Source organism: Rhizobium sp. P1_C7, from assembly GCF_056406295.1.
The window spans coordinates 94,825-114,548 of the sequence record NZ_JBFUAL010000006.1; the positions used below are offsets into that span (position 1 = coordinate 94,825).

General features: G+C 61.5%; 18 protein-coding genes. 9 read left to right on the forward strand and 9 right to left on the reverse strand.

Annotated features, from left to right (window positions below; all coding sequences use genetic code 11):
• Positions 1-87 precede the first annotated feature (87 nt).
• A complete protein-coding gene (locus AC1D2R_RS11140; RefSeq protein WP_477967346.1) occupies positions 88-822 on the forward strand; it encodes a Bax inhibitor-1/YccA family protein in 735 nt (244 codons plus the stop codon).
• A 109-nt stretch (positions 823-931) separates the two neighbouring features.
• Positions 932-1,489, forward strand: coding sequence for an N-acetyltransferase family protein (locus AC1D2R_RS11145; RefSeq protein WP_477967347.1), 558 nt, complete (start codon positions 932-934; stop codon positions 1,487-1,489).
• A 6-nt stretch (positions 1,490-1,495) separates the two neighbouring features.
• On the opposite strand, the gene AC1D2R_RS11150 is transcribed toward AC1D2R_RS11145, so the two are convergent.
• The 3 genes from AC1D2R_RS11150 to acnA form a co-directional block, all read right to left on the reverse strand.
• On the reverse strand, positions 1,496-1,897 hold the full coding sequence (locus AC1D2R_RS11150; RefSeq protein WP_477967348.1) for a DUF2794 domain-containing protein: 402 nt from the start codon (positions 1,895-1,897) through the stop codon (positions 1,496-1,498).
• A gap of 356 nt (positions 1,898-2,253) precedes the next feature.
• The gene (locus AC1D2R_RS11155; protein ID WP_477967349.1) at positions 2,254-2,991 is read right to left on the reverse strand and encodes a DUF1223 domain-containing protein; all 738 of its coding nucleotides are present in this window, start codon (positions 2,989-2,991) and stop codon (positions 2,254-2,256) included.
• Positions 2,992-3,229: 238 nt separating this feature from the next.
• Positions 3,230-5,920, reverse strand: a complete 2,691-nt coding sequence (acnA, locus tag AC1D2R_RS11160; protein WP_477967350.1) for an aconitate hydratase AcnA — start codon at positions 5,918-5,920, stop codon at positions 3,230-3,232.
• A 261-nt stretch (positions 5,921-6,181) separates the two neighbouring features.
• Here acnA and ccmA point away from each other — a divergent pair, with 261 nt between their 5' ends.
• The 5 genes from ccmA to AC1D2R_RS11185 all read left to right on the forward strand — a co-directional run bounded on the left by ccmA (position 6,182) and on the right by AC1D2R_RS11185 (position 9,233).
• Complete coding sequence (ccmA, locus tag AC1D2R_RS11165; protein ID WP_477967351.1) at positions 6,182-6,829, forward strand: heme ABC exporter ATP-binding protein CcmA; 648 nt, start codon at positions 6,182-6,184, stop codon at positions 6,827-6,829.
• Positions 6,830-6,989: 160 nt separating this feature from the next.
• Positions 6,990-7,649, forward strand: a complete 660-nt coding sequence (gene ccmB / locus AC1D2R_RS11170) for a heme exporter protein CcmB (RefSeq protein WP_477967352.1) — start codon at positions 6,990-6,992, stop codon at positions 7,647-7,649.
• 47 nt (positions 7,650-7,696) lie between these two features.
• Positions 7,697-8,458 carry a heme ABC transporter permease gene (locus AC1D2R_RS11175; RefSeq protein ID WP_477967353.1) on the forward strand — a complete coding sequence of 254 codons (762 nt, stop codon included), beginning with the start codon at positions 7,697-7,699 and terminating at the stop codon, positions 8,456-8,458.
• A 2-nt stretch (positions 8,459-8,460) separates the two neighbouring features.
• The gene (ccmD, locus tag AC1D2R_RS11180; RefSeq protein ID WP_477967354.1) at positions 8,461-8,628 is read left to right on the forward strand and encodes a heme exporter protein CcmD; all 168 of its coding nucleotides are present in this window, start codon (positions 8,461-8,463) and stop codon (positions 8,626-8,628) included.
• Positions 8,625-9,233 carry a DsbE family thiol:disulfide interchange protein gene (locus AC1D2R_RS11185; protein WP_477967355.1) on the forward strand — a complete coding sequence of 203 codons (609 nt, stop codon included), beginning with the start codon at positions 8,625-8,627 and terminating at the stop codon, positions 9,231-9,233. The genes ccmD and AC1D2R_RS11185 overlap by 4 nt, the downstream gene beginning before the upstream one ends.
• A gap of 181 nt (positions 9,234-9,414) precedes the next feature.
• Here the strand turns inward: AC1D2R_RS11185 and AC1D2R_RS11190 are convergent, their stop codons facing one another.
• The 5 genes from AC1D2R_RS11190 to dapF form a co-directional block, all read right to left on the reverse strand.
• The gene (locus AC1D2R_RS11190; RefSeq protein ID WP_477967356.1) at positions 9,415-10,002 is read right to left on the reverse strand and encodes a DUF2585 domain-containing protein; all 588 of its coding nucleotides are present in this window, start codon (positions 10,000-10,002) and stop codon (positions 9,415-9,417) included.
• The gene (locus AC1D2R_RS11195; protein WP_477967357.1) at positions 9,999-10,643 is read right to left on the reverse strand and encodes a septation protein A; all 645 of its coding nucleotides are present in this window, start codon (positions 10,641-10,643) and stop codon (positions 9,999-10,001) included. The genes AC1D2R_RS11190 and AC1D2R_RS11195 overlap by 4 nt, the downstream gene beginning before the upstream one ends.
• A 66-nt stretch (positions 10,644-10,709) precedes the next feature.
• Complete coding sequence (ftsY, locus tag AC1D2R_RS11200; protein ID WP_477967358.1) at positions 10,710-12,377, reverse strand: signal recognition particle-docking protein FtsY; 1,668 nt, start codon at positions 12,375-12,377, stop codon at positions 10,710-10,712.
• 15 nt (positions 12,378-12,392) lie between these two features.
• On the reverse strand, positions 12,393-13,667 hold the full coding sequence (gene mtaB, locus AC1D2R_RS11205; protein ID WP_477967359.1) for a tRNA (N(6)-L-threonylcarbamoyladenosine(37)-C(2))-methylthiotransferase MtaB: 1,275 nt from the start codon (positions 13,665-13,667) through the stop codon (positions 12,393-12,395).
• Entirely contained in the window at positions 13,664-14,569 is a 906-nt protein-coding gene (gene dapF / locus AC1D2R_RS11210) for a diaminopimelate epimerase (protein WP_477967360.1), read from the reverse strand. Before dapF ends, mtaB begins: the two co-directional genes overlap by 4 nt.
• Before the next feature lie 290 nt (positions 14,570-14,859).
• Between dapF and AC1D2R_RS11215 the strand changes: the two genes are divergently transcribed.
• The gene (locus AC1D2R_RS11215; RefSeq protein ID WP_477967361.1) at positions 14,860-16,818 is read left to right on the forward strand and encodes an elongation factor G; all 1,959 of its coding nucleotides are present in this window, start codon (positions 14,860-14,862) and stop codon (positions 16,816-16,818) included.
• A 14-nt stretch (positions 16,819-16,832) separates the two neighbouring features.
• Here the strand turns inward: AC1D2R_RS11215 and AC1D2R_RS11220 are convergent, their stop codons facing one another.
• Entirely contained in the window at positions 16,833-17,840 is a 1,008-nt protein-coding gene (locus tag AC1D2R_RS11220; RefSeq protein WP_477967362.1) for an MBL fold metallo-hydrolase, read from the reverse strand.
• Between the two features lie 305 nt (positions 17,841-18,145).
• On the opposite strand from AC1D2R_RS11220, the gene ffh reads away from it, so the two are divergent.
• A complete protein-coding gene (ffh, locus tag AC1D2R_RS11225; RefSeq protein ID WP_477967363.1) occupies positions 18,146-19,720 on the forward strand; it encodes a signal recognition particle protein in 1,575 nt (524 codons plus the stop codon).
• Positions 19,721-19,724 lie beyond the last annotated feature (4 nt).

Genomic DNA, 19,724 nt, shown 5'->3' on the forward strand with positions numbered 1-19,724 from the left:
TTGTCTGCAGGCATGCTGGAGCTCCGCAGCGGCGCCCGGGTCGAAAACCCGACACCGTGTTCACATCGGAGCTGTCAAGAGGAAACTATGGCTGACCTACGTAACTACCAAGGCCGCGTGCAAACGCAAACCGGCGAGATAATCGATCAGGGCCTCCGCTCGTATATGCTCAAGGTCTACAACCTTATGGCATTGGGCCTGGTGATCACCGGCTTGGCCGCCTACTTCGCCTTCACATTCGCCGTCTCCGACGGCCAACTGACCGCCTTTGGCACCGCCATCTATACCAGCCCGCTCAAGTGGGTGGTAATCCTTGCTCCGCTCGCAATGGTCTTTTTCCTGAGCTTCCGGATCAATAGCATGAGCGTGTCCGCCGCGCAGATGACCTTCTGGGTCTATGCGGCGCTTGTTGGTCTATCGCTGTCGTCGCTGTTCCTGATCTACACGGGTCAGAGCGTCGTGCAGACCTTCTTCGTAACGGCAGCAGCCTTCGGCGGACTGTCGCTCTATGGCTATACGACCAAGCGGGATCTCTCCGCCATGGGCTCCTTCCTGATCATGGGTCTGTTCGGCCTGATCATCGCTTCGATCGTCAACATCTTCCTGGCGTCATCTGCCATGCAGTTTGCGATCTCGGCGATCGGCGTGCTGATTTTTGCAGGTCTTACCGCCTACGATACGCAGCGTATCAAGGAGATGTATTACGTCGCTGACGACGCGACCGTGGCTGGCCGCAAGGCGATCATGGGTGCGCTGACGCTCTATCTCGACTTCATCAACCTCTTCATGTTCCTTCTGCAGTTCATGGGTGACCGCAAGTAAGCGAACGGGTTACTGGAAAAGGCGGCTTCGGCCGCCTTTTTTGTTGCGCGGTTTTTCAGGGAGTGATTTGTGAACCATCGATCGTTCCTCTCATGGCCGGCCTGTTCGAATGCCCATTTCCCTTCGCGACGCCTCCTCCTCGGACGTCGATGCCATCACCGAAATCTACCGCGAATCCGTTCTGAACGGAGTTGCAAGCTACGAAATTACGCCGCCCGTCCGAACTGAAATGGCAAAGCGGTTTTCCGCTGTGATCGATCAGGGCTATCCCTACATCGCCGCAGTCGACGTGGATGGCATGCTGCTGGGTTATGCATATGCGTCGGCCTTCCGCGCGCGCCCCGCCTACCGCTGGATGGTCGAAGACTCGATCTATATGGCGCCGGAAGCGCGTGGGAGAGGCATCGGCAAGCTGCTGCTGGCGGAGCTCGTGGCACGTTGCACGACGCTCGGTTTCCGCCAGATGGTGGCTGTCGTGGGTGGGGCCCATCCGGCGTCGATCGCGCTGCACGCCGCACTGGGTTTCGAGGAGACAGGACGCCTCAAAGGCACCGGCTACAAGCACGGCCGCTGGCTGGATACGATGATGATGCAGCGCTCGCTCGGCGACGGAACGGCGACGGATCCAGACCTGTCGGTCTATCCGGGCACCTTGTTCAAGGGTTGATCGCGTTCACGTCTCGATCAGCTTCAGCGACTTGCTGAATATTTTGAGAACCTGCTGCAGCTCGTGTCCGCGCTTTAGAATGACTCCATGGGTGTTGACCACGGAATAGGCGCCCTGCTTGGCAGCAAGCTTGGGGTTTTTCTCTATGCGGAAGAGCGGCATTTCGCCGGAGCGCTTGAAAACGGAGAAGACGGCCCGGTCCTTCAGATGATCGATTGCGTAGTCCCGCCACTCGCCGTCGCCGACCATGCGGCCATATATCCAGAGGATGGCATCTAGCTCGCGCCTGTGAAAGGTAACCGGAAGCGGATCCTTGCTTTGCTTGTATTCCTTGAGATCCACGACAATGGACGAACTGCTGTTGGCGGACCGGCTTTCGCCATGCCGCAAATCCGGCTGATCTGTCATCAGTCTCCCAGCGCCTCCATTCGTGACAGGAGAATGATAGTTTGCCTTAGCGTTTACAAATTGCAAGCGGGCGATCGGTCACATTAATCATAGTCTGTGCAATCTCCCGCGCGCCGCATTTCAGTCAAAACAGCGCCTCATTTGCAAGGGAAATTCCCCTCGATCGCGCCGCGGACCGAATCGCAAACCGCCGATCTACTGATATTGCGTGCAATCCTTCGCGACTGGAGGAGTATGCGAAAGTTTGGCGCCAGCGCGCCAAAGGGCCCGGCTGGACGTATCGACCTTAACCCCAGCCCCGAATACGATCAGCCGGGCCGCCCCGTTTTTGCACCTGCCGAAGCAGATGAAACCCATCAGATATTCTTGCCTGCCATGACGACCGTCGCGCCGAGTATGGCCGATGGCGTACCATCCTCGGTGGAGGACTGGAGCAGAATCGCACACCCCTCAAGATCCGGCTTCTGCAGGACATTGGCAGGCAGCGTCAAGCTCGTTTCCTTACCGTCCCACATGCCAACGGTTTCAACATCGGCAACGCTGTTGAGATAAGCGATCTTCTGGCCGCTGTTTTCGCCCTTCTCGACGTCGATCACTTTTTCGCGGTTGAAATAGACCATGACAACGTTGGCTTTGCCCGGCCCGGCGCCGATCTTGACCTCGAGTTCATCGCCATTGACCTTCGCGGCAATCGGCACCGTCAGCCCCTTGCCCTCGGTAAGATATCCGTCGATCTTGTTGGTGATGCCGCCAAGGTCCGCGCCCGCCACATGATCTCGGCCGTTGACGACCACCTGCGGCGTGTAGACGTTGCCGCGTCCCATTGTCCGCGCATAGCCATACTGCCGCTCGGTGTTTTCCTTTGAGCTCAGCGTGTCGGCCCAGCCGAGATAGTTCCAGTAGTCAACATGATAGGCGAGAGCAATGACGTCTCCGCGCTCGACAAGCTTGCGAAAAGCCGCATCGGCGGGCGGACAGGAGGAGCAGCCCTGCGACGTGAAGAGTTCGACCACACCTTTCGGCGCCTCCTGGGCAAGCGACGGGCCTGCGAGAGCCATACCTGCAACCAGTGAAATCAAAAACCGCGGGAACATTCACCTTCACCTTTTTCTTCAGCGCCGGCAGCCAACGAGAGGGCCGCCGATACCGATCAATGAACGTAGAGATAGTCTTTCCCCGGCCAAACGAAAAGTCACGAACGGGTGAGACCCAAGCGTCTGAAAGCACCGACGAAACACATCGTCGTGAGCCGCGCGACCAGTGCCTCCCGGCCAAACAAAAACCGCCGGAGATTTCTCTCCGACGGTCACTATCAGTGCAGTCTGTTAACAATCAGGCTGCGAGGTCGCGCAGAACCGTCTGCAGGATGCCGCCGTTGTTGAGGTAGACAACCTCGTCGAGCGTATCGACGCGCGACAGCAGCGGAACGTCCTTCACGGTGCCGTCGCCGTAGGTGATCTTGGCGATCTTCTTCTCGCGCGGCTTGATGTCTTCCAGGCCCTCGATGGTGACGAGTTCGTCGCCCTTGAGGCCGAGCGTTGCCCAAGTCGTACCCTCTTCGAAGACGAAGGGAATGATACCCATGCCGACCAGGTTCGAGCGGTGGATACGCTCGAAGGACTGGGCGATGACGGCCTTGACGCCGAGAAGGTTGGTGCCCTTCGCGGCCCAGTCGCGGGAAGAACCGTTGCCGTATTCGACACCCGCGAAGATGACGAGCGGCACGCCCTCGGCCTTGTACTGCATGGCGGCGTCGTAGATCGATTCCTCTTCCTTCGACGGGTAGTGGATGGTGTAACCACCTTCCTTGCCGTTCGGGCCGAGCATGTGGTTGCGGATGCGGATGTTGGCGAAGGTGCCGCGCATCATGACTTCATGGTTGCCGCGGCGCGTGCCGTACTGGTTGAAGTCAGCAACGCCGACATTGTGTTCGAGCAGGTACGCACCGGCAGGAGACGCCGCCTTGATCGAGCCGGCTGGAGAGATGTGGTCGGTGGTGATCTTGTCGCCGAAGAGGCCGAGAACGCGGGCACCCTTGATGTCGGAAACACCCGAACCCGTCTTGCCCATGCCGACGAAATACGGCGGGTTCTGGACGTAGGTCGAATTGTCGTCCCAGGCATAGGTCTGACCCGGAGGCACCTGAACAGCCTGCCAGTTCTCGTCGCCCTTGAACACGTCGGCGTACTTCGATTCGTAAAGTTCGCGGGTGACGTATTTCAGGATGAATTCCTGAACTTCCTTGGAGGTCGGCCAGATGTCCTTCAGGAACACCGGGTTGCCGTTCAGGTCTTCACCGAGCGGCTCCTTGGTCAGGTCCTTCTGGACCGAACCGGCAAGCGCGTAGGCGACGACGAGTGGCGGGGAAGCCAGGTAGTTCGCCTGGACGTCCGGAGAAATACGGCCTTCGAAGTTACGGTTGCCGGAGAGCACGCCCGAAACGATAAGGCCCTTGTCGTTGATGGTCTTCGAGACCGGCGCCGGCAGCGGGCCGGAGTTGCCGATGCAGGTCGTGCAGCCGAAGCCGACGAGGTTGAAGCCGAGCTTGTCTAGATCGGCCTGCAGGCCGGACTTGGATAGATACTCACCTACGACCTGCGAGCCAGGTGCGAGCGAAGTCTTGACCCAAGGCTTTGTCTTCAGGCCCTTGGCGACCGCATTGCGGGCGAGAAGGCCGGCGGCGATCAGGACGGACGGGTTGGAGGTGTTGGTGCACGACGTGATGGCGGCAATCGCAACGTCGCCATGCCCCAGATCGAAGTCGGTGCCTTCGACAGCATAGCGGTTCGAGAGCTGGCCGGGCTTCTTGTAGTCGGCATCCATCGAGCCGGCAAAGCCGGAAGCGATGTTTTCAAGCGGGATACGGCCTTCCGGACGCTTCGGGCCGGCCATGGCAGGGACCACATCGCCAAGATCGAGTTCCAGCGTGTCGGTGAAGACGAGATCCGAACCGTCGCCTTCGCGCCACATGCCTTGCGCCTTGGAATAGGCTTCGACCAGCGCGATACGGTCCTTGGTGCGGCCCGACATGTTGAGGTAGTTGATGGTTTCGCCGTCAACGGGGAAGAAGCCGCAGGTTGCGCCGTATTCGGGACCCATGTTGCCGATCGTTGCGCGGTCGGCGAGCGGCATGTTGTCCATACCAGGACCGAAGAATTCCACGAACTTGGAAACGACACCCTTCTTGCGCAGCATCTGCACGACCATCAGCACGAGGTCGGTCGCCGTGACGCCTTCCTTGAGCTTGCCGGTGAGCTTGAAGCCGATGACCTCGGGCAGCAGCATCGAGACCGGCTGACCGAGCATGGCAGCTTCCGCCTCGATACCGCCGACGCCCCAGCCGAGAACGCCGAGGCCGTTGATCATGGTGGTGTGCGAGTCGGTGCCGACGCAGGTATCGGGATAGGCGATCGTTTCGCCGTCCTCTTCCTTCGTCCAGACGGTCTGGCCGAGATATTCGAGATTGACCTGATGACAGATGCCGGTGCCCGGAGGAACGACGCGGAAGTTCTTGAACGCCTGCTGGCCCCACTTCAGGAAGCGGTAGCGCTCGCCGTTGCGCTGGTATTCCAGTTCGACGTTCTTGGCAAAGGCCTGCGGCGTGCCGAATTCGTCGACGATGACGGAGTGGTCGATGACAAGGTCGACGGGCACCAGCGGATTGATCTTCTCCGGATCGCCGCCGAGCGACACCATCGCGTCACGCATCGCGGCAAGGTCGACGACGGCGGGAACGCCAGTGAAGTCCTGCATCAGAACGCGCGCCGGGCGGTAGGCGATTTCGCTTTCGACAGCACCCTTGTTGTTCAGCCAGTCGGCGACCGCGAGGATGTGTTCCTTGGTGACGGACTGACCGTCTTCGAAGCGCAACAGGTTCTCGAGCAGAACCTTCATCGAATAGGGAAGCTTCGAAACGCCGGCAAGGCCATTCGCCTCAGCCTTCGGAAGGCTGTAATAGACATAGTCCTTACCGTCCACAGTCAGCGTGGAACGACAATTGAAGCTGTCAAGAGATTTAGACACGAGAGACCCCGTTTCTGATAGCGAACACAGTCGTGCGGACGCCTATGCACGTAATGCACATCAGGATGCGGGTACGGCCATTTCCGCTGTCCGCCCGTGGAACAAATGCTCCATGTTCGGCGCAAGGATGAAATTCACGCCGACCGCTGGCGTGGTTGCGGGTCTTATAGATAATTTCTATGAAAGGTGCCAGAGAGGGCATACCCCATTTTGGACATTTTTTGCATTGCGATGACTGAAAACTTAAACGACGGATATGCCATGCATCTCGACGCCGCCAATCTTGCTGCACGCCGGGGCGAAGACTTGATTTTCGAGGGTCTGTCCTTTCACCTGGAATCGGGCGAAGCGCTGGTTCTGACAGGGAAAAATGGATCCGGAAAGTCAACTTTACTGCGCGTCGTGGCCGGTCTGCTGCATCGGGAACGAGGTACTCTGACGTTCACTGATTCGCGTGGTTCGACGGACAGCAGCGTCAGCGAAGTCAGCCACTATCTCGGCCACCGCAACGCTATGAAAAGCGAGCTGACGGTCGATGAAAATCTGACCTTCTGGCGCGACTTCCTTGGCGATGGCAACGGCGCTCCCCGGTTCTCGGTCGAGGACGCCGCTCATGCAGTGGGGCTCGCCGGTATCACCCATCTGCCGTTCGGCTACCTCTCCGCCGGCCAGCAACGCCGCTTCGCCTTCGCCAAGCTGCTCGTCGCCCACCGGCCAATTTGGATTCTGGACGAACCGACGGCAGCGCTGGATTCAAGCGCCGACCGGCTGTTTGCCGATCTCATCGAGGCACATCGCAGACAGGGCGGCATCGTGCTTGTGGCGACCCACCAACCGTTGGGGCTGAGGGATGCGAGGGAACTGCAAATGACCGGCTTTGCCGGCGTCGATCACGGAGCCTGGGGATGATGGCATCTGTAGCAAAGTCCCCGCCCCAACTTTCCCCCTCCCCCTTGCGTGGAGGGGTTGGAGATGAACCTGCCATCGCATGCATCGGGCAGGGGTCTTCCGCCACAGCCGGCACCCTGTCCGCCGAAAAGCCCGCCCCCCAGGAGCCAACACCCCGCCCATGACCGCACTCCTCCTGCGTGACCTCAAGCTTTCCATCCGCGCCGGCGGCGGCGCGCTGATCGGCGTGCTGTTCTTCCTCACGGTCGTCGCCGTAATTCCCTTCGGCGTTGGGCCGGATCTCAAGCTGCTTTCCCGCATCGGGCCGGCCATCGTCTGGATCGGCGCGCTGCTGGCCGCCCTCCTCGGCCTCGATCGCCTTTTCCAGGCCGAGCGCGACGACGGCTCGCTCGACCTGATGCTGATGCAGGAAACGCCCCTGGTCATCACCGTACTCGTCAAATGTCTGGCGCACTGGATTGCTACCAGCTTGCCCCTTGTCATCGCTTCGCCACTGCTCGGCCTCTTCATGAATATGAACGAAACGGCAATCGGTGCGACGATGCTGACGCTGCTGGTCGGCTCGCCAGCCATCACCTTTATTGGCGCCGTCGGCGCAGCCGTCGCAGTTGCTCTTCCGCGCGGCGGTCTGCTGGTCTCGATCCTCGTCCTGCCGCTGGCGATCCCGGTGCTGATCTTCGGTGTCAGCGCCACCTATGCCGCGGTCGAAGGAGCGACACCCTTTCTGCCGCCCTTCCTGATCCTGACCGCGCTGACGCTGTTCTTCGCCGTGATCGGGCCCGCCGCGGCAGCGCTGGCGCTGCGCAACACATCGGATTGATTGAGCGCTCGATTGCGGCAAGCGACAGATCGCGGTAAGGAAACGACATGAGCGAAACGAGCCTAGCCATCAGCAAATTCAGCGACCTCGCCAACCCGACGCGGTTTCTGGCGTTGGCCGCGCGCGTCATTCCATGGATGGCCGCCTTCACGGCCCTCTGTTTCATCGTGGGGCTGTATCTCAGCTTCACGACCGAGGGCGACTACCAGCAGGGCGAAACGGTCCGAATCATGTACATCCACGTGCCGGCAGCGTGGCTGGCGATGATGGGTTATACGATCATGAGCGTCTCGGCGATCGGCACGCTGGTCTGGCGCCATCCGCTGGCCGATGTGTCGGCCAAGGCAGCCGCGCCGCTCGGCGCCGCCTTCACCCTGATCGCACTGGTCACCGGCTCGCTCTGGGGCAAGCCGATGTGGGGCACCTGGTGGGTCTGGGACGCACGGCTCACCTCCGTATTCATTCTCTTCCTGATGTATCTCGGCCTGATTGCACTGAACCGCGCAATGGACGACCCATCGAAGGCAGCGCGCGTCAGCGCCGTGCTGATCCTCGTCGGTTTCGTCAACATTCCGATCATCAAGTTCTCGGTCGAATGGTGGAATACGCTGCACCAGTCCGCCAGCGTCCTGCGCATCGGTGGGCCGGCGATCGATCCCGAATTCCTGCGCCCGTTGCTGGCAATGGCGATTGCCTTCACTGCCCTCTTCTTCATGCTGCATGTCATGGCAATGCGCAACGAGATCTGGCGCCGCCGCATCGCCGCCCAGCGCCGCATGGCAGCGCGTCTCGCGAACCGCGAGGGATGACCGTGACACACGCTTTCTACGTCTACAGTTCCTACGTCTTCGCCGCCCTCGTCACCGTCGCAGCAACACTCTGGACATGGGCCGACGGCCGAGCCCGCCGGAAAGAAATGGCGACGCTCGAAGCCGCTGGCATTCGCCGCCGCTCGGCAGCCGGAAGGGACGGCCAATGAACAGCGCGGCGCCGGAAAACAAAAGGCCGAAGCGCGGCCTCGGACGCTACGTCTTCGCGCTGATCCCGCTCGTCGTCTTCGGCGGCATCGCCGCCACGGCTGCGAAGATGCTCTACGATCAGCAGGTCCACGGCAAGGATATTTCGGAAATTCCCTCCGCGCTGATCGGCACCAAGGCGCCGTCGCTGAACCTCGCCCCACTGGAGGGCGCCAACCTGCCGGCACTGACGGACAGCGCAGTGAAGGGCAAGCTGACGCTCGTCAACGTCTTCGCCTCCTGGTGCATTCCCTGCCGCGAGGAACATCCGATCCTGAAGGAACTGGCCAAGGACAGCCGCCTCAACATCGTCGCCATCAACTACAAAGACAAGAACGACAACGCGCTGCGCTTCCTCGGCGAGCTCGGCAACCCCTATACTGCGATCGGCGTCGATCCCAAGGGCCAGGCAGCCATCGACTGGGGTGTCTACGGCATTCCGGAAAGCTATCTGGTCGGCCCTGACGGGACCATCCTCTACAAGCGCGTCGGGCCGTTTGATGACATCAGCCTTCGAGAAGGCCTGGCTCCGGCGATGGAGAAGGCGCTGGGCAAGCCTGTTTCGTAGGCGTTCTGGTCAAAAGCCCCTCCCCACCCCTCTCCACAGGGAGGGACTACGATGTGGCACCCACTTGTGCCGATCGCAGCACGTCAAACCGCTGAACGGTCTCTTTGAGATTCTGTAAGGATCCACGGGGCGAGCGGGGGAGGGTTGGAGGGGAACTTAATCCTTGCACATCCGGACAACTCTACCCCCCACCCTGCCAGGTCTTCACGGCCTCCAACGGCCACACCAGCATCACCACGTTCAGCGTCAGATTATCGCGGATCATATAGCCGGTGAAAATCTCGAAGAAGATGGCGATAGCGACTGTCAGCGCAACGGGTGCCCTCGAGGCGAAGAGGAAGCCGAGGACCATGAACACCGTGTCCATCGCAGAATTGAGGATGCTGTCGCCGTAGTAGTCGAGCGAGATCGTCGCCGTACGATAGCGGTCGATGATCAGGGGAGAATTTTCCAGCAGTTCCCAGCCGGACTCGATGACCAGCGCCAACAGCAACCGCATCGCGATCGGTTTGCCGCGCAGGAGAAGGTGCGCAAGCCCATAGAAGATGAACCCGTGGATGATATGCGAGGGCGTGTACCAATCGGACAGGTGCTGCGAATTCCCGCTGGAATTGACAGTGCCTTCCCATAGCTTGATATAGCCGCAGCTGCAGATCGCGGTGCGCCCCATCATGTATTCGGCAACGATCTGGATAAGCAGAACCGCCAGGCATGCGGCGAACCAGAACGTCTGATGCTTGGTTCTCTCTGCCGTCTCCAGTGTCGTCAATTCTCGGACTCTCCCGCGGGCGTTACCGTATGCTTCATGATCAACGGCATCTGCGCAAGCGTGAAGATGATGGTCACGGGCATTGTCCCCCAGACCTTGAAGGCCACCCAGAAATCATCGGAGAAATTGCGCCAGACGACTTCGTTGAGCACCGCAAGGAAGAGAAAGAAGATGCCCCAGCGGACGGTGAGCTTGCGCCAACCCTCGGCATCGAGCTGAAAGGCCGCATTGAAGACATAGCCGAGCAGCGACTTGCCGAAGGCGAGACCGCCGAGCAAGGCGACGCCGAACAGCGCATTGACGATCGTCGGCTTCATCTTGATGAAGGTCTCGTTCTGCAGGTAGATCGACAGTGATCCGAAGATCAGCACGACGAGACCGGAGACGAAGGGCATGATCGGCAGATGGCCGAGCACGATCTTCGACACCAGCAGGGAAACGATCGTGGCCGCCATGAACAGAGCGGTTGCGACGAACAGCGGGCCGCCAAGTGCCGTCAGCGCCGGAAACGTCTCGACCAGCCAGGAACCGCGCAGATTGGCAAAGAAGAAGATCATCAGCGGGCCGAGTTCCAGCGCCAGCTTCAGCATCGGATGGTGCCGGTCGGCCGCACTTGGGGTGGTATCGCTCTCGGTTGTCATTCTATCTCTCGTCCGTTCTCTGTCGCGTCACGCTTGGCCTCGCTTGAGGGCATATCTGTGTCATCATTAATTGAGACCGGCAATGGCATGGGCGAAATCCTCGGCCTCGAACGGCTCCAGGTCGTCGACGCCCTCGCCGACGCCGATGAAATAGACCGGCAGCTTGTGCTTGGCCGAGATCGCGACGAGGATGCCGCCGCGCGCCGTGCCGTCGAGCTTGGTCATGATCAGGCCGTTGACGCCGGCAACGTTGCGGAAGATCTCCACCTGGTTCAGCGCGTTCTGCCCCGTCGTGGCGTCGAGCGTTTGCAGCACCGTATGCGGCGCATCCGGATCGAGCTTTCCGAGCACGCGGACGATCTTTTCAAGCTCGGCCATCAGCTCCGCCTTGTTTTGGAGGCGACCGGCGGTGTCGATGATCAGCACATCGCACTTCTTCGCCTTCGCCTGCTCGAAGGCGTCATAGGCAAGGCCGGCCGCATCGGCGCCGAGTTTGGTGCCGATGAATTCCGACTTGGTGCGATCCGCCCAGATCTTCAGCTGCTCGATGGCGGCCGCACGGAAGGTATCGCCTGCGGCGACCATGACCTTGAGACCGGCGCCCGAGAGCTTGGCCGCCAGCTTGCCGATTGTCGTCGTCTTGCCGGTACCGTTGACGCCGACGACGAGGATCACATGCGGCTTGTGGCTGAGATCGAGCTGGAGCGGCTTTGCAACCGGTTTCAGCACCTTGGCGATTTCGCTCGCCATGATGCGGCTGACGTCCTCGCCGGTCACATCCTTGCCATAGCGTTCGGAAGCGAGCGTATCGGTGACTCGCATGGCCGTTTCGACCCCGAGATCGGCCTGGATCAGCAAATCCTCCAGATCCTGCAGCGTATCGTCATCCAGCTTCCGCTTGGTGAAGAGCGCCGAAATCTGGCCCGTCAGCTGCGAAGAGGTGCGGGCAAGACCGGCGCGCAGGCGTTGAAACCAAGAAAGCTTGGGCGCCGGGACGAGTGGTGCCGGCTCAGGAACCGCCGGCGCAGTGGCGAAACCTTTGGGCAGGATGGGTTCGGGAGGGGCCTCCGCATTCTCGCCCTGCCCTGGCGTCGCATCAGGCAGGTCGGCGTATTCAAACTCCTCCCCTGCCCTGCCGGGCATCTGCTCCACAGGAAGGGGGAGACTCGTGGCACCGTCTTCTTCCCCGGCACCACCCAGATCACCCTGGGAAACGCCTGTACCAGATCGGCCAAAGGAACGGGAAACGTCCTCCAGCTCCATTGCATCCTCGACGAACTCGACTGACTGGACGAGGTCTGGCTCCGGGTTCGTCCCCCCACCTGTGGGGGGGATGGCCGGCAGGCCGGGAGGTGCATCCGCAGTCTCGATCGCCTCGGCCGCAGCCTCGGCCTCCAGCAACGACAGCGGCACAAGCCCCATATCGCCTGTCACGACCTCGGCAGGCAATACCTCCGAAACATCGTCCTCTTCGGCAGCCGGCGGCAGTTCAGGCTCATCAGCCTCCGCATCCGCTGGCGCCGGTCCATCGTCACCGACATCTCCGGCCGGCCCACCGGCTGTGTCCATCTCCTGCGGCAGCACCGGATCGGCCGAAACCGGCAGGTCTTCAACCCGCGAAGGCGGCTCCAGTTCGGTCTCGACCGCTTTCGTCTCGACCCGGTCAGACGCCTTCGCTTCCGCCGTTTTTTCGGGGCCGAAGGTGAAGACCTTTTTGATGAAACTGAACGCCATGAGGATTCCGTAAACTCAGGCCGCGTCGGCGGCCGTCAATTGCATGTCGAGATGCTTGCCGTTGTGGCCGGTGATCGTCACCGGCACCAGCGCGCGGGGGCTAAGGCCCGACGCTGCAACAAGCGTGAAGTTTTCCGTATGCGCCAGACCGTTGTTTTCCACCAGCAGCCATTGCTGCGTTCCGACCATGCCGTCGAGATGGGACTGATGCAGCATATGTCCAGTGGCGCGAAGCCTTGCCGCCCGTTCCTTGACCAGCGCCCGGTCGAGCTGCGGCATGCGAGCAGCCGGCGTTCCGGGCCGCGGGCTGTAGGGAAAAACGTGCAGATGTGCGATTGCGGCCTCATCGGCGAGCCGCACGGCATTGCCGAACATCTCTTCGGTCTCGGTCGGGAAACCGGCTATCATGTCGGCGCCGATGCTGATCTCCGGTCGCAATCGCCTGACCTCGTTGACAAAGGCGAGCGCATCGGCACGGGAATGCCGGCGCTTCATACGCTTCAGGATCATGTCGTCGCCATGCTGCAGCGACAGATGCAGATGTGGCATGAACCGCGCCTCGTCGGCGATAAGATCCAGCAGATGCTTGTCCGCCTCAATGCTGTCGATCGAGGAAAGCCTCAGCCGCCGAATATCGGGAATTTGCTTGAGCAGCGTCTTGGCAAGCAGTCCGAGCGTCGGCTCGCCCGGCAGGTCGGCCCCATAGCTGGTGGCATCGACGCCGGTCAGCACGATTTCGCAATAGCCGCTCTCGACAAGGCGCCGCGCCTGCTCGACGACCGCGCCCATCGGCACCGAGCGCGAATTGCCACGTCCATATGGAATGATGCAGAAGGTGCAGCGATGGTCGCATCCGTTCTGAACCTGGATGAAGGCGCGCACGTGCCCGTCGATGTGCTTGATCATCTGCGGTGCCGTCTGGCGCACGCTCAGGATGTCGTTGACGCGCAACTTCTCCTCGGCGGAAACACCGAAATCAGGCAGCCCGCGATAGGAGATGCTTTTCAGCTTCTCCTCGTTGCCGAGCACGGCATCGACCTCGGCCATCTCAGAAAAGGTCTCTTTCTCGGTCTGCGCGGCACAGCCCGTAACGATGATGCGGGCATGCGGATTCTCGCGCCGCGCCCGGCGGATCGCCTGGCGGGCCTGGCGCACGGCCTCGCCTGTCACGGCGCAGGTATTGACCAGAATGGCATTGTTGAGCCCGGCCTTTTCGGCCTCGGCGCGCATCACTTCGGATTCGTAGGTGTTGAGACGACAGCCGAAGGTGATGACCTCGACGCCACTCACCGCGCTTCCGCCCCCTGCGTCTCGTCGCGCGACCAGATCCCGGTCGACGGATCGACGGTACCGGACCATTCCCACTCGGCAGGGCCGGTCATGACGACATGATCGTCGCTCTCGCGCCAGTCGATGGTCAGCGACCCGCCGTGCGGGCTGCTGGCTACCTTGACGGTCACCTTGCGACCGGTACGCCCGATCCGCGCTGCCGAGACCGCCGCCGCACAGGCAGCCGATCCGCAGGCGAGCGTCAGCCCTGCGCCGCGTTCCCAGGTGCGCGTCGTAATCGACGTCGACGAGGTCACCTCGGCGAGCGTGATATTGGCGCGCTCGGGAAACATCGGATGGTTCTCGAGCAGCGGCCCGAAACGGGCGAGATCGAAAGACATCACATCCCGGTCGACCCAGAAGATCGCATGCGGATTGCCCATCGAGGCGACGGAGGGCGAATGCAGCACCGGATTGTCGATCGGCCCAATCTGCAACTCGATGCGGCTGGTATCGTGAAATTCCTCGGCAAGCGGGATCTTGTCCCAGTCGAACACCGGCTTGCCCATATCGACCGAGATCGTCCCATCTTCGAGCTCTACAGCATTGAGGACGCCGGCGACGGTCTGAAAGGTGAAAACCTTGTTGCCGGTCTCGGCCGCCAGCGCCTGCACCACGCAGCGCGTGCCATTGCCGCAGGCCTGCGCTTTGGTGCCATCCGAATTCAGGATATCGATCCAGGCATCGGTGCCGGCAGCCTTCGGATCATGGATCGCCATGATCTGGTCGAACTGCGTCTCGCAAGCAGCATTCAGTGCAATCGCCGCCTCCGGCGTCACCTTGTCGGTGCGTCCGCGCATGTCGACGACCAGGATCTTGTTGCCAAGCCCGTTCATCTTCGCGAATTCGACCGCTGCGCTCATCATCTCATGTCCATGTGTGTTTGGGCTGTATATGGCGGAAATGCGCGCGAATTACCAGTGGGTGCGGCAATGGCTAGCGAACGACGCTTCTGACTTGTCGCGTTCGTTGGGGCATTCCGATCCCGGAGATAACCGCCAGTCCCGGAACTTCTACTGTACTGCACGAAAGATCACGCGAACTGGACCATCGCACCTGTATTTAAGAAAGATCGCAACTATCTAGCGCTTTGCCTCAGTTGCAGGCATTCTTTGTTTTCGGACGCGTGCTTTTGGCTATGGGAGGATTGCCGATGCGCTGCTTCACGGTACTTGGACCTTCACAGACGGGAAAATCGACGCTGGCGGCAAAGCTGGCCGCGTTGGAAGGCCCCCCTCGAAAGTCTGTCTCTCCATACGGATCGAGCCTCACGGAATTCGATTTCCGAGGCGATACATGGTGCGCACTGGACACACCTGGCACGAACGAATCCCTGGCGCTTGCGCAGGATGCGCTCCTGGCAAGCGACGCCTGTATTCTCTGCGTCTCGCCTGCCCCTGATGAGGCCGTCTTGGCTGCACCTTATCTGCGGGCTGTCGAAGCCTCGGGAACTCCGTGCATCCTGTTCGTCAATCGGATCGACGAGCCACAGGGTCGTCTTCGCGATGTCATCGCCTCGCTGCAGGCCTATTCAAGCCACCCGCTCGTCCTCAGGCAAGTGCCGATCCGCGAGGGAGATACGATCGTCGGCAGCTGCGACCTGATTTCGGAGCGTGCCTGGCGTTACCGCGAGGGCCAGCCGTCCGCACTCGTCGAACTTCCCGACAGCTCAGCCGAGCGCGAGCACGAAGCGCGCGCCGAGTTGTTGGAACAGCTTTCAGAATTCGACGATTGGCTGCTGGAAGAGCTCATCGAAGATCGCGAGCCCGCGAGCGACGCGCTCTTCGCCATCGCCTCGCGCACGCTGAAGGAAAACAGGATCATTCCGGTGCTCTTTGGCGCCGCCTCGCATAGCAATGGCATCAAGCGGCTGATGAAGGCCCTGCGTCACGAGGCGCCGCCGGTTGCGGCTCTTCGCGGGCGCCTTGCCGTGGCCGGAAGTCTCGATGAAAGCACACTGCTCGCCGTCAGCTTTCACGCGCACCACCGCGCCAACATCGGCAAGACAGTGCTGGTGCGCGCGCTTGGCGATGGACTAAAGCAGGGTGCGGCGCTCGGCGGCGCCGGGCTGGGCGCCATTCAGGAAGCCGGCACCGGGCGCCCGCTGGCGGGCAATATTCCGGCAGGCCATGTCTTCGGCGCCATCAAATCGGACCACCTGCCGGTACCCGCGCTGCTGACTGCAACGGCCGCGGCAGCACCGCCCGAATGGACCGAGCCGCCGACCCCGATGCTCGAACGTATCCTCGTGCCGGGCAGCGAACGCGACGAAACCAAGCTGTCGGCAACGCTTGCAAAGCTTGCCGAAACCGATCGCGGCCTGAGGGTGATGCAGGAGGAGGGAACGGGAGCGCAGCTCATCTGTGCGCAAGGACCGGTGCACCTGCGCGATCTTCGAAAGACATTGTCGGAGGTCTTCCGCGTGGAGGTGACAGACCGGTCGCCGAGTCCGGTCTATCGAGAAACCATATCGAAGCCCTCGAACATTCACTACCGCCATCGCAAGCAGACAGGCGGCGCCGGACAATTCGCGGACGTGCAATTGAGCGTGCGCCCAAACGAACGCGGCCAGGGCTTCACCTTCGGGGAGACGGTGAAGGGCGGAACGGTGCCGCGAAACTACATACCGGCAGTGGAGGCGGGTGCGCGCGAAGCCATGGAGAAGGGCCCGCTCGGTTTTCAGGTTATCGACGTCGAAGTGACACTGACCGACGGCCAATACCATTCCGTCGACAGTTCCGAGTTCGCCTTTCGGGCTGCGGCCAAGATGGGCGTCAAGCAGGCATTGTCACAGGCAGCAGCCGTACTTATGCAGCCGGTGGCACGGGTCGAAATCCACATACCGTCGGTCTTTTCAGGCGGCGTGGTGGCGATCGTGTCCTCGTTGAGGGGGCAAGTGCTCGGCTTCGATCGCGATGAGAGCGCGAAGGGATGGGATATCTTCCGCGCGCTCGTACCCGGCGGAACACTCGAGGAACTGGCGCGGGCCTTGCGCTCGGCCACGCAAGGGATCGGATACTTCTCCAAGACCTTCGACCATTTCGAGGAATTGTACGGCAAGGAGGCCGATGCGATCATCAACGCCCACGGTGCTGGGACGCACCCGAGCTGACGACGCGCGACATGTCACGCCACGGGCACGTCGAAAACCTGCCCCGCTCTCAACGGCCGAAAACGCTCGGGCTCAATCCCCTGCTCCCGGAGTGCGTCCTCAAGTGCGGAGACCGGTGCGTCGATCGCTTCGTCGGTCAGCTGGAATGTCGCGAAGTGATGTCCCGCCACGTAGGCAGCGTTGCTCAACTCCATCCCGGCCACGGCTTCCGCCGGGTTCTGGTGCTGCCCCTTCATGAACCAGCGCGGCTCGTATGCGCCGAATGGCAGGATCGCGAGGCGGAAACCGCCATGCTTTTCCCGGGCAGCCTTGTAGTTGACACCCCCGTGAAAGCCGGTGTCGCCGATATGGTAGATCTTGCCCGCGCGCGTCGAGATGACGAAGGCCGCCCAAAGGGCCATTCGGCGGTCGCGGGTGCCGCGCGCCGACCAGTGATGTGCGGGCTCGGCGTCAATCGTGATGCCCGCCGAAAGAGTGATACGCTCGCCCCAATCCGTCACGCTGATCCGTGCTTCCGGCAAAGCGCGCCGAATGATCGTGTCGTTGCCGAGCGGCGTTATGATATGCGGACTGTGCTCCGCCTGAAGCCGCTTGAGCGTCGCGACATCGAGATGGTCGTAGTGATTGTGTGAAACGAGGACGAGATCGATCGGTGGCAGATCCTCGAAACGGATGCCCGGCGAGACAACACGCTTCGGACCGGCCAGCCGGAAAGGGCTCGCGCGCTCCGACCATAGCGGATCGGTCAGTATATTATGGCCATCCACCTGGATCAGCATCGAGGCATGCCCCACCATGGTGACGCGCAAGCGGTCGCCGGAAATGCGAGCCTCGGGCCTTGCCGGCGGAAACGGGCTTGCGACCTGCTTCGGCCAGCGATCGCGACGGCCTGCAAACTGCCACCTCAGGAGATCGCGAAAACCCAGCGGCTCCACGCCACCGGGGTTGAAAAAATACGTGCCGTCGAAATGGTCGGATACCGGGCCTTGGTAGTAGGGGTTTTTCGGTTTGGCACTTGGCATATGGCAGCGGCCTCGATGGATGGGAGCTGAATTTGGGTTGCTTAGTTAGGTTTTGAAAGGCCGCAACGCGCTTATTTGACTGCTTTGCCTTGACTCTCCGGCCGATTTCCTGTTTACCGCCGCTCAATCTGCGACGAGCTTCAAGACTCGAGCCACCGACCGGGACCCTTAAAGGTATAAAACGATCCCGGAGGTCCACACCCGACAGCGCGATGCGCCCTCGGGTGCTTTTTGGCTATGCGTCTTGTTTTCGTCAAGGAAAAGCACGAGGTTTCCGCCATACCGGAAACTGTAAGGAAGAGCCGATGTTTGAAAACCTCCAGGACCGTCTTGGATCCATTCTGAATGGACTGACAGGCCGTGGCGCGCTTTCGGAAGCAGATGTTTCCGCGGCGTTGCGCGAGGTTCGCCGTGCGTTGCTGGAAGCCGACGTCGCGCTCGACGTCGTACGTGGCTTCACCGACCGTGTGCGCGAAAAGGCCGTCGGTGCCGAAATCCTGAAGTCCATCAAGCCAGGCCAGATGGTCGTCAAGATCGTCCATGACGAGCTGATCGAAATGCTCGGCGGCGAAGGCGTTGGCGTCGATCTGCACGCCGCCGCCCCGGTCGTCATCATGATGGTCGGCCTGCAGGGCTCCGGCAAGACGACCACGACCGCGAAGATCGCCCACCGCCTCACCACGCGCGAGAAGAAGAAGGTGCTGATGGCATCGCTCGACACGCGCCGTCCGGCAGCGCAGGAGCAGCTTCGCCAGCTCGGCGCGCAGGCCAGCATCGACACCCTGCCCGTGATATCGGGCCAGTCCCCGACGGATATTGCCGCCCGCGCCGTGCAGGCCGCCAAGCTCGGCGGCCATGATGTTGTCATCCTCGACACCGCCGGCCGCACGCATATCGACGAGCCCTTGATGGCCGAGATGGCCGATATCAAGAAAAAGTCGAACCCGCATGAAATCCTGCTGGTCGCCGATTCGCTGACCGGTCAGGACGCCGTCAATCTCGCCCGCAGCTTCGACGAACGCGTCGGCATCACCGGCCTCGTCCTGACCCGCATGGACGGCGACGGCCGCGGCGGCGCGGCCCTTTCGATGCGCGCCGTGACAGGCAAGCCGATCAAGCTCGTCGGTGTCGGCGAACGGATGGGCGAGCTGGAAGAATTCCACCCCCGCCGTATCGCCGACCGCATTCTCGGCATGGGCGATATCGTTTCGCTGGTCGAGCGCGCTGCCGAAAACATCGACGCCGAGAAGGCGGCTGCCATGGCCGCCAAGATGGCCAAGGGCAAATTCGATCTCAACGACCTGGCCGACCAGCTGCGCCAGATGCAGAAGATGGGCGGCATGGGCGGCATCATGAGCATGATGCCGGGCATGTCAGGCATGAAGGACAAGATGGCCTCCGCTGGCCTCAATGACAGCCTGTTCGGCCGCCAGATCGCCATCATCGGCTCGATGACCAAGGCTGAGCGCTCCAATCCCGACATGCTAAAGCACTCCCGCAAAAAGCGCATCGCCGCCGGTTCCGGCACCGAGGCCTCCGACATCAACAAACTTCTGAAGATGCACCGCCAGATGGCGGACATGATGAAGATGATGGGCGGCAAGGGCAAAGGCGGCATGATGAAGCAGATGATGGGCGGCCTTGCCGGCAAGATGGGCCTCGGTGGCCTTGGCGGCGGCATGCCCGACCTGTCGAACATGGACCCGAAGCAGCTCGAAGCGCTCCAGAAGCAGGCTGAAGCCGCGGGTCTCGGAAAGCCGGGCGGCGGCATGCCTGGTCTCGGGGGCATGCCGGGTGGCTTGCCCGGTCTCGGTGGCGCCAAGCTGCCAGGCCTCGGCGGTGGTTTCCCGGGACTTCCCGGCTTGCCCAAGAAGAAGTGAAGGG